Source organism: Blautia sp. ZXY-1-B12 (assembly GCF_056339915.1).
The window spans coordinates 1-11163 of sequence record NZ_JBWJVP010000037.1 but is presented as its reverse complement, the minus strand read 5'-3'; the positions used below and the strand labels follow the sequence as shown (position 1 = coordinate 11163).

At 43.3% G+C, this 11163-nt stretch carries 8 protein-coding genes, 3 pseudogenes and 1 other annotated feature; all 11 genes and pseudogenes read left to right on the top strand.

Features of this window, described 5'->3' with window-relative positions; translation table 11 throughout:
* Positions 1-163: pseudogene (locus tag AC075L_RS03170) on the top strand (redox-sensing transcriptional repressor Rex); the annotation flags it as partial.
* 89 nt (positions 164-252) lie between these two features.
* Positions 253-1752, top strand: a complete 1500-nt coding sequence (locus tag AC075L_RS03165) for an NAD(P)H-hydrate dehydratase (RefSeq protein ID WP_476387119.1) — start codon at positions 253-255, stop codon at positions 1750-1752.
* A gap of 77 nt (positions 1753-1829) precedes the next feature.
* Entirely contained in the window at positions 1830-2975 is a 1146-nt protein-coding gene (gene alr / locus AC075L_RS03160) for an alanine racemase (RefSeq protein WP_008703932.1), read from the top strand.
* Positions 2976-3160: 185 nt separating this feature from the next.
* Positions 3161-3508, top strand: a complete 348-nt coding sequence (locus tag AC075L_RS03155) for a type II toxin-antitoxin system PemK/MazF family toxin (protein ID WP_020994045.1) — start codon at positions 3161-3163, stop codon at positions 3506-3508.
* 200 nt (positions 3509-3708) lie between these two features.
* Complete coding sequence (locus tag AC075L_RS03150) at positions 3709-5022, top strand: hemolysin family protein (protein WP_070100651.1); 1314 nt, start codon at positions 3709-3711, stop codon at positions 5020-5022.
* 41 nt (positions 5023-5063) lie between these two features.
* Positions 5064-5798: pseudogene (locus tag AC075L_RS03145) on the top strand (YebC/PmpR family DNA-binding transcriptional regulator).
* Positions 5799-5956: 158 nt separating this feature from the next.
* Positions 5957-6661: pseudogene (locus AC075L_RS03140) on the top strand (ClpP family protease).
* A 100-nt stretch (positions 6662-6761) separates the two neighbouring features.
* Positions 6762-7649 carry a sulfide/dihydroorotate dehydrogenase-like FAD/NAD-binding protein gene (locus AC075L_RS03135; RefSeq protein WP_055052424.1) on the top strand — a complete coding sequence of 296 codons (888 nt, stop codon included), beginning with the start codon at positions 6762-6764 and terminating at the stop codon, positions 7647-7649.
* Positions 7649-9043 carry an NADPH-dependent glutamate synthase gene (gene gltA / locus AC075L_RS03130; RefSeq protein ID WP_022379996.1) on the top strand — a complete coding sequence of 465 codons (1395 nt, stop codon included), beginning with the start codon at positions 7649-7651 and terminating at the stop codon, positions 9041-9043. Before AC075L_RS03135 ends, gltA begins: the two co-directional genes overlap by 1 nt.
* Positions 9044-9102: 59 nt before the next feature.
* Positions 9103-9334: a binding site (T-box leader), on the top strand.
* A gap of 183 nt (positions 9335-9517) precedes the next feature.
* On the top strand, positions 9518-10537 hold the full coding sequence (gene pheS, locus AC075L_RS03125; RefSeq protein WP_026648180.1) for a phenylalanine--tRNA ligase subunit alpha: 1020 nt from the start codon (positions 9518-9520) through the stop codon (positions 10535-10537).
* A gap of 104 nt (positions 10538-10641) precedes the next feature.
* Positions 10642-11163 (top strand): YtpR family tRNA-binding protein (ytpR, locus tag AC075L_RS03120; protein ID WP_476387118.1); only part of this gene is annotated, 522 nt, incomplete at its 3' end.

Here is an 11163-nt window from a genome sequence, read left to right as displayed (position 1 = left end):
AAAGATTTTAATTGATAATGGAATTAAGGCAATCTGGAATTTTGCACATATTGATCTGGATGCCCCGGAGGATGTAATGGTAGAGAACGTACATCTTTCAGAGAGTCTTATGACTTTGTCCTATAACCTGAGTGAGTACAGAAAGGAACATGAAGGGATGTAAGGGATAACTGTGAAACACAAGGCTGTGGTCATCTGATCACAGCTTTTCTCTTGCATGTAAATGTGTTATTGTAAACAGGAGGTGAACAGATGAGAGAGATTGTAACTGCTGTTGAGATGAAAGAACTGGATCATAATACGATTCAGAAAGCCGGGATATCGTCTCCGGTACTTATGGAGAGGGCAGCATTAAAGACGGTTGAGGAGATTGTACAGAGATTAAAGAATAAAGAAAAAGAGAAAATCCTTGTGGTCTGCGGAACCGGCAACAATGGCGGAGACGGATTGGCAATTGCCAGACTGCTTCAGTTGAGAGGAGTCAGAACCTGGTATTATATTGCGGGTAAGGAAGAGAAAATGACTGCTGAAACTGCCGGACAGCTTAAAACAGCAGAATATTATCAGGTGCCCCGGGTGCATAACCTGGATCCGGATGAATATACTACTATAGTAGATGCCATCTTTGGGGTTGGACTGAGCAGACCTGTAGAGGGAAAATATGCAGAGCTTATCAGTACAATGAACCGGGCATCTGCGTATAAAGTAGCTGTGGATATTCCATCCGGGATTGACTCAGATACCGGATTTGAGAAGGGGATTGCATTCCGGGCAGATCTTACGGTTACCTTTGCTTTTCGCAAAAGAGGGCTGTGTTTTTATCCCGGACGCATGTATGGCGGTGAGATCGTTGTTACGGATATCGGAATCTATTCCATACCCGGAAAGAAAATCTGTATGCATCATCTGGAACGTGAAGATTTGAAAATGCTTCCGGAGAGAGTTCCCTATGGAAATAAAGGAACCTTCGGCAAGGTTCTTCTTATAGCTGGCAGCGAAGGAATGTGCGGAGCTGCATATCTGAGTGCAGCAGCTGCTCTGAAAAGCTCTGCGGGAATGGTGAGAATTCAGACCGTGGAGGCCAACAGGATTCCGTTGCAGACACTGTTGCCGGAAGCCATGATCACCTGTGATTTTGATGAGAAAAAAAACCAGGCAATGCTTGACTGGTGTGATGTGCTTGTGATAGGACCGGGTCTTGGAACCGGAGCGCAGAGCAGGGAAAGAGCTCAGTGGTTCCTGGCGAAGGCAGCTGAGTGTAAAAAAACAGTAATTCTGGATGCAGATGGCCTGAATCTTCTGTCAGTCCATGACAACTGGAAGTGTTTTATCGGGGAACATGTGATCCTGACACCTCATATTGGTGAGATGAGTCGTCTGTGCGGAAAAGAAATCGGTAAGATCCAGGATTGTCTGGCACAGACCGCAGCTGATTATGCAAATGAGTCTGGAGCGGTTTGCGTTCTGAAGGATGCCTGTACTGTGGTGGCAGATGCTTTTGGAGATATGTATTTGAACATTTCGGGTAATGCAGGAATGGCTACAGCGGGAAGTGGAGATGTGTTAAGCGGTGTGCTTGCCGGTATACAGTGTATGTATCTGGCAGCAGAAAAGAAATTTTCTCCTGTTATGCTGGCTGCACTTGGTGTATATGTGCATGGGCTGGCAGGTGATCTGGCTGCTGAAACAGTAGGGCAGCGAGGGATGACCGCAGGAGATATCATCTGTTTTCTGCCGGAAATACTAAGATAGAATATTCATTTTGAGGCAGTAAATCTGTGAAACAATTTGCAGATATTAACATGAAAAAATAACAGAGGAAAATTATTATGAAGAAAGATAGCAGAGTAAAAGCAGTCATTTCACTGGATGCAGTAGAACATAATTTCCGGGAAATGAGAAAAAATATTGCAGAAGAGACAAAGATGATCGCAGTCATAAAGGCTGACGCTTATGGACATGGCGCGGTGCCGGTTGCACATCTCATTGAGGATTATGATTATATCTGGGGATTTGCGGCTGCAACTGCGGAAGAAGCGATTCATCTGCGAGAAGCCGGGATTACAAAACCAATCCTGATCCTTGGAATTGTTTTTGATGAATATTTTCCGGAACTTGTCCGTTATGAGATCCGTCCTGCAGTGTGCGAATATGAGGAGGCAAGGAAACTTTCAGACGAAGCGGTTCTGCAGAAAAAAACTGTACATATTCATATTGCTCTGGACACAGGAATGACCAGGATCGGTTTTGCGGATGCACAGGAAAATGTAGAGGAAATTAAAAAAATTTCAGAACTTCCAAATCTTGAGATTGAGGGTATGTTTACTCATTTTGCAAGAGCAGATGAGTATGACAGAAGTCCGGCTATGGTACAATTGGAGCGGTATCTGGATTTTTCAAGGCGCGTAGAAGAGGCAGGAGTGGAAATTCCTCTGCATCACTGTTCTAACAGTGCGGGCATCATACGTATGCCGGAAGCAAATCTGAATATTGTCCGCGCCGGAATCACAATTTATGGAATTTATCCTTCTTCTGAGGTGGAGAGAGATATTGTAAAGCTTGAGCCGGTTATGGAACTTAAGAGTCATGTGACTTATGTGAAGGACGTTCCTGCCGGAGCAGCGATCAGCTACGGCGGTACTTATGTGGCTGACAGGAAGCTTCGTGTGGCAACTGTTCCGGTGGGCTATGCAGACGGCTATTCCAGGCAGCTTTCCAATAAAGGCTGGGTTCTGATACATGGACAAAAGGCTCCGATCCTTGGCAGAGTCTGTATGGACCAGTTTATGGTAGATGTGACTGAGATTGGTGATGTGAAGAAGGGCGATGAGGTAACACTGATCGGCAGAGACGGGGATGAGTTTATCGGTATTGAGGAGATTGGTGATCTCTGTGGCAGATTTTCCTATGAGTTTGCCTGTGATATCAGCCCGCGTGTGCCGAGAGTCTATATTAAAAACGGGAAAGAAATATAATGTTACTGTTTGCTGAATAGAGACGAAGTGAGCGATAACTGATTTTTATATACCACGCATGTATACACAAGAAAAAGGTGGAAATACTTTATCTTAACCGGACAGGAAATATCCGGCTGATAACAAGGTTTCTTCTTATGGCAATGTTGTAAATTGAAACCGGAAAGAATCGGAGTGTGAATTGTGTGGTAATTAAAAGAGGGGATATATTTTATGCTGATCTTCGCCCTGTAGTGGGGAGTGAACAGGGTGGAATCCGGCCGGTTCTGATCATTCAGAATAACGTAGGTAACCGGCACAGCCCTACAGTGATCTGTGCTGCTATTACATCAAAAATGAACAAGGCTAAGCTTCCTACACATATTGAGATCAATGCGGAACTCTATGGGATTGAAAAAGATTCTGTGATTTTGCTGGAACAGCTTCGTACTATAGATAAAAGAAGATTAAAAGATAAAGTCTGTCATCTGGATGATGCGATGCTGGATAAGGTGAATCATGCACTTGAGATCAGCCTGGAGCTTACGTTCTGATTTTACTTTTTAAGGGATATATCATCTGATCCGGTATTACGATTTTTTGGCTTGCATGTCTCGGATAGTAGTGCGTGAACAATAAATGAACAGTAATTTTTGGTATCTCTGTCCGGTCAGTATCTTGACGATTAATGGAGAAAGTGATATATTTTACCAGTAATTACGCATATTCAATAAGGAGGAGACTGAATAATATAATGGAAGATGGCAGTAGTATGCCCCTCTGGGGCTTATTTGTTTTACTGTTACTGTTGTGGCTGAATGGAATTTTTTACGGGTTTGCCGCAGCGCTGAGAAACATAAGTGAGAATGATACACAGAAGAAAGCAGAGGAAGGCGATAAAAAAGCACAGATGCTGATGACTCTGATCGACAAACCGGCGCAGTTTGTCAATGCAATTCCGCTGATCGTAATGGCATGTGGTATTTGTTTTGGTACTTTTCTGGTCCCATATGCTGTGGATGCATTTTATCCATACATAAAGCATGTGCCTGCACTGATCCTGGTAATGGCGTTGTGCGTGATTTTTCTTGCTGCAATCGGTATTCTGGCTTTTCGGCGGGTTGGTACTTATCATCCTGAAGCTTATGCATATAAGTATCTGAACCTGGTACATTTCTGGCTGAATCTGTTAAAGCCTTTTACTGTATCTGTCACCTGGATCGCCAGACTGGCAGCAGTGCCTTTTGGTGTGGAGATAAACCGTACAGAAAAGTCTGTCACAGAAGAGGAAATCATTTCCATTGTAGATGAAGCTCATGAACAGGGCGTCATCCAGGAGAATGAGGCGGAAATGATCCAGAATATCATATCTTTTAATGAGACAGAAGCCCATGATATCATGACTCACAGAAAGAACGTGGTGGCCTTTGACGAGGAGATATTGCTCAAGAACATGATTGACACTATGCTGGAAGAGGGGAATTCCCGTTATCCGGTATATGAGGAGAATATTGACAATATCAAAGGAATTGTCCATTATAAAGATGCACTTAAGTTTATGACACAGAATCCCTGGGCGAAGTTCAAACCGTTGAAGGAACTGCCCGGAATTATCCGCCAGGCATCCCTGATTCCTGAAACAAGGGGGATTGGAGATCTTTTTCATACTATGCAGGCCAGAAAGATTCATATGGCAATTGTTGTGGATGAATATGGCCAGACAGCCGGGATCGTTACCATGGAGGATATTCTGGAGGAGATTGTCGGAGATATTCTGGATGAATATGATGAGGATGAAATTACGATCCGCGCACAGAAAGATAACAGTCTGATCATTGACGGGCTTGCTTATCTGGAGGATGTGGAAGAAGAGTTGGATGCAGATTTTGGGGATACAGAGTTTGAAACACTGAACGGTTATCTGACCAATATTCTGGGACATATTCCTACAGATAAGGATGTTGATACAAGCATAAAAGCGATTGGATACTGCTTTACGATCTTGTCTATTGGTAATAAAACCATTGGCAAGGTTAAGGTGGAGCGGGATAATAATGTTGCTGTATAAACAGCAGCAGATAAAAATAATTAACAAAAGGAGAAAGAAAGATGTCAGGACATTCAAAATTTGCAAACATTAAGCATAAGAAAGAGAAAAACGATGCAAAAAAAGGTGACAGATTTTTACAGTAATCGGACGTGAGCTGGTTATGGCTGTCAAAGCAGGCGGTCCGGATCCGAATATATAGACAGCAAACTTCGTGATGTAATTGCCAAAGCGAAGGCAAACAACATGCCAAACGGTACAATCGAACGTGGTATCAAAAAAGCAGCAGGTGCTGATTCTGCAACAACCAACCAGAGCTGTATATGAAGGCTTATGGCCCGAACGGTGTTGCTATCATTGTTGAGACTCTGACAGACAACAAGAACCGTACAGCAGGTAATGTACGTAATGCATTTACAAAGGGTAACGGAAGCATCGGAACTCAGGGATGTGTATCCTATATGTTTGATCAGAAAGGTCAGATCATTATTGACAAAGAAGAGTGTGAGATGGATGCAGACGAGATTATGATGCTTGCTCTGGATGCCGGTGCTGAGGACTTCAGCGAGGAAGAGGACAGTTATGAGATTCTTACTGCTCCGGATGATTTTAGTGCAGTTCGCGAAGCTCTGGAAAAAGCAGGTCTGCCTATTGCAGAAGCACAGGTTGCCATGATTCCTCAGACTTATGTGGAGCTTACAGATGAGCAGGCACTCAAGGATCTTCAGAGAACTCTGGATCTTCTGGATGATGACGATGATGTCACAGATTACTGGACAAACTGGGATGAGCAGTAAAATACCGCAGGTATATTGAGACTGCCTGTTTTGGGTTATTGCTGTCGGACATGTATAGTTTATAAAAGAAACACACATAATACCTCCATAGAGAAAATGGAGGTATTTTTATGTCTGAAAACAGATATGGAGAAAAAAGAGAAGAGTCTGAAACAGGGATGAAGCTGCAAAACTGTGAGACACAGGAGTCAGAAAATAAAGTTCAGGAAAGTACCAATGAGCAGATCAAAGATATGGGACAGGTGGTTTTAAACAGCAATTCCGAAAACACAAGGTAGAGCTTCTGACCATCATTGGTGAGGTGGAAGGTCATGAGTCTGCACCCTCCCATTCCAAAACTACAAAATATGAGCATGTACTTCCAAAGCTTGCCATCATTGAGGATGATGAAGAAATAGAAGGCTTGCTGGATCCTTTTAAACACAGTGGGAGGAGATGTGGAGGCTGGGCTTGCCATTGCAGAGATGATTGCCTCATTAAGTATACCAACAGTGTCACTGGTTCTGGGCGGCGGACATTCTATCGGAGTTCCGATGGCCGTATCTGCGGACTATTCTTTCGCAGTACCAAGTGCTACGATGGTGATCCATCCGGTACGTTCCAATGGTATGTTTATCGGAGTGGCTCAGACTTACCGGAATATGGAGAAAATTCAGGACCGTATCACTACATTTATTTCCGAACACTCCAGAGCATCTCAGAAACGTCTGGAAGAGCTGATGCTTGATACTTCTCAGCTGGTAAAAGATGTAGGAACCATGCTGGAAGGAAAAGAGGCAGTAAAAGAAGGGCTGATCGATGAGGTTGGCGGTATTAAGGAAGCGTTGGCAAAATTATATGAAATGATAGAAAAAGAGTGTTAAAAGTGAAAAAAATCTTATATATGCTACAAATCAACCCTTGCCATATGTCAGATTTTGGCGTATTATTAATAGAGGTTTATTATTTGCGAGGAGGAAAACCATGTATAAGATTTTAAAAGCTGAAACACTGGCAGCTAAGATCCATCTTATGGTTGTACACGCACCGCGTGTTGCAAGCCATTGTCAGCCAGGACAATTTATTATCGTTAAGTTAGATGAGAAGGGTGAGAGAATCCCTCTTACTATCTGTGATTATGATCGTGAAGAGGGTACGGTCACAATCGTATTTCAGGAGATTGGTGTATCTACCATCAAGATGGCAGAATTAAAAGCAGGAGATGCATTCCGCGATTTCGTAGGACCTCTTGGATGTCCTTCTGAATTTGTTGAGGAAGATATCGAAGAATTAAAGAAAAAGAAAATGGTATTTGTTGCCGGCGGTGTTGGTACAGCCCCTGTTTACCCACAGGTAAAATGGCTCCATGAACATGGAATCACAGCAGATGTTATTCTTGGTGCAAAAACTAAGGATATGGTTATCCTTGAGAAAGAACTGGGAGAAGTTTCCAATCTTTATGTTACTACAGATGACGGTTCCTATGGCCGTGCAGGTATGGTTACCAAGACTCTTGAGGATCTGGTAACAAACGAAGGCAAACATTACGATGTCTGCGTAGCGATCGGACCGATGATCATGATGAAATTTGTCTGTCTTCTTACCAAGAAGCTTGGCATTCATACAATTGTCAGCATGAACCCGATCATGGTTGACGGAACAGGTATGTGTGGCGCATGCCGCCTTCAGGTTGGCGATGAGATTAAGTTTGCATGTGTAGACGGACCGGAATTCGATGGACATCTCGTTGATTTCGACCAGGCTATGAAGAGAAGCCAGATGTATAAGACTGAAGAGGGACGTGCATTACTGAAACTTCAGGAAGGTGATACCCATCATGGCGGATGTGGACATTGTGGAGGTGACAAGTAATGGCAGATGCAAAGATGTTAAAGAAAGTTCCTGTAAGAGAACAGGATCCAAAAGTACGTGCAACAAACTTTGAAGAAGTTTGTCTTGGATACAATCAGGAAGAAGCAATGGAAGAAGCACAGAGATGCTTAGGCTGTAAGAAACCGAAATGTGTGGAAGGCTGTCCTGTATCCATTAATATTCCTGGATTTATTGAAGAGATTAAAGAGGGAAAGATCGAAGAAGCATACAAAGTGATCGGATTATCCTCCGCACTTCCGGCTATCTGTGGACGTGTATGTCCTCAGGAATCCCAGTGTGAGGGTAAATGTATCCGCGGAGTCAAAGGCGAAGCTGTTTCTATCGGTAAGCTGGAGAGATTTGTTGCTGACTATGCTCTGGAACATGATATCAAACCTGTTGGAGCAGAAGTTAAGAACGGACATAAAGTTGCAGTGATCGGTTCCGGTCCTTCCGGACTTACCTGTGCAGGTGATCTTGCAAAAGCTGGTTATGATGTAACTGTATTTGAAGCTCTTCATGAACTTGGCGGTGTTCTTGTTTACGGTATTCCGGAGTTCCGTCTTCCGAAACAGAAAGTTGTTAAGAAAGAAATTGAAAAAGTTAAAGAATTAGGTGTTAAATTCGAGACTAATGTTGTTATCGGTAAATCCACAACAATCGATCAGCTGATCGAGGACGAAGGATTTGAAGCTGTATTTATCGGATCAGGTGCCGGACTTCCAATGTTCATGGGTATCCCGGGTGAGAATGCAAGCGGTGTATTCTCTGCCAACGAATATCTTACAAGAAGCAACCTGATGAAAGCTTTTGATGATTCTTATGATACACCGATCGCAGCAGGAAAGAAAGTAGCAGTTGTAGGCGGTGGTAATGTTGCTATGGATGCTGCCAGAACAGCTTTAAGACTTGGTGCTGAAGTACATATCGTATACAGAAGAAGTGAAGCAGAGCTTCCTGCACGAGCAGAGGAAGTTCATCACGCAAAAGAAGAGGGAATCATCTTTGATCTTCTTACTAACCCGAAGGAAATCCTTGTAGATGAGAACGGTCATGTAAAAGGTATGAAGGTTGTCAAGATGGAACTTGGTGAGCCGGATGCTTCCGGAAGACGTCGTCCGGTTGAAATTCCGGGATCTGAATATGACATGGATGTAGATACAGTTATCATGTCTCTTGGTACTTCCCCGAACCCTCTTATCTCTTCTACAACAAAAGGTCTTGAAGTCAATAAGAGAAGATGTATCATTGCTGAAGAAGAAACAGGTAAGACATCTAAAGATGGTGTATATGCCGGCGGTGATGCTGTTACAGGCGCAGCTACTGTTATCCTTGCCATGGGTGCAGGTAAAGCTGGTGCCAAAGGTATCGATGAATATCTTAAAAATAAATAATGTAAATGGTACTTGACAGATTTTGACGTCTGTGGCATGATTACTAGTGTTGATAATCATGAAAAGCTTAGAAGGTGTTTACAGGGATTTATTTTCCGTCAGAGAGAGGAAGCCATCGGCTGGAAGCTGCCTCAGGTTCAGATATTTCCTGAATTTCCCACCGGAGCCGCATTTCTGAATGACAGTATTTACTGAGTAGGAAATGACGTTACTGCGCGTTAAGCAGACCGAGAGCCTGTAGAAAATGCAGGAAGCAGGGTGGTACCGCGGATATTTTACTCCGTCCCTTTAGTGGGACGGAGTTTTTTGTTTGCCAATTCTGCTATTATAACATGAATTGCGAGAACTGCTTTTGCAACGGAGCGATTTGTGGCTATCAAGTCAGAGTCAGATTTTACGTTACTGTTCATTCTGTTCTCAGTAACGATTTTTCTTCTCTGACATTATGACATAAAGGAGAAAGAGAACATGGATATGAAAGAAAGACTTCAGGAACTGGCTGAAGCAGCCGGAAAACGGATCAGTGAATCCGAAGGTCTGGAAAAACTGAACGAAGTACGTGTGGCATACCTTGGTAAAAAAGGTGAATTGACTGCAATTTTAAAGAGTATGAAAGATGTTGCACCGGAAGAGCGCCCGAAGGTTGGACAGCTTGTAAACGAAACAAGAAGCAAGATAGAAGCACTTCTTGATGAATCCAAGCAGAAACTGGAAGAAGCAGCCCGTGAAGAGAAGATGAAACAGGAAGTGATTGATGTGACTTTACCTGCAAAGAAAGCTAAAATCGGTCACCGTCACCCGAACACCATCGCCCTGGAAGAAGTAGAGCGTATCTTTATCGGCATGGGTTATGAAGTAGTAGAGGGACCGGAGGTAGAGTATGCGGATTACAACTTTACTAAACTGAATATTCCGGAAAATCATCCGGCACGTGATGAACAGGATACTTTCTTTATCAATGATTCTATCCTTCTTCGTTCCCAGACTTCACCGGTTCAGGCACGTACTATGGAGAAAGGAAAGCTGCCGATCCGTATGATCGCACCTGGTCGTGTATTCCGTTCAGATGAAGTAGATGCAACACATTCTCCTTCTTTCCATCAGATCGAAGGTCTTGTTATTGACAAGAACATCACTTTTGCAGATCTTAAGGGAACTTTGCAGGAGTTTGCACAGGAATTATTCGGACCTGAGACAAAAACTAAGTTCAGACCACATCACTTCCCGTTCACAGAGCCAAGCGCAGAGGTGGATGTATCCTGTTTCAAGTGTGGTGGTAAAGGCTGCCGTTTCTGTAAAGGTTCCGGCTGGATTGAAATCCTTGGCTGCGGTATGGTTCATCCGAATGTATTAAGCATGTGCGGAATTGATCCGGAAGAATACACAGGATTCGCATTTGGCGTAGGTCTTGAACGTATTGCACTTCTGAAATATGAGATTGATGACATGAGACTGCTCTATGAGAATGATATCCGTTTCCTGAAACAGTTCTGATGAAATGACTGTCTGAAACAACAGAGCTATGCAGCCAAGAGGAAATTTCTGTCCGGGAAAGCTGCTATAAGTCTGAGCTATAATATAGAAAGAGGATTAACAAAATGAATACTTCATTATCTTGGATTAAAATGTATGTGCCGGATTCTGATGTGACAGCACAGGAATATACAGATGCCATGACACTGACAGGAACAAAAGTGGAAGGCTTTGAAAAACTGGACGCAGATCTGGATAAGATCGTGATCGGTCAGATTGAAAAAATTGAGAAACATCCGGATGCAGATAAACTGATCATCTGCCAGGTGAATATCGGAACAGAGACTGTACAGATTGTTACAGGCGCTCCTAATGTAAAAGAGGGAGATAAGGTTCCTGTTGTTCTTGACGGCGGACGTGTTGCCGGTGGACATGACGGAAAGAAAACACCGGGTGGAATTGAAATCAAAAAAGGAAAACTTCGCGGAATCGATTCCTATGGTATGATGTGTTCCATCGAAGAGCTGGGAAGCACAAGAGAAATGTATCCGGAAGCACCGGAATACGGAATCTATATTTTCCCTGAAGACGCTGTTGTAGGCGAGAGTGCGATCAAGGCACTGGGCCTGGATGATGTTGTCTTTGAA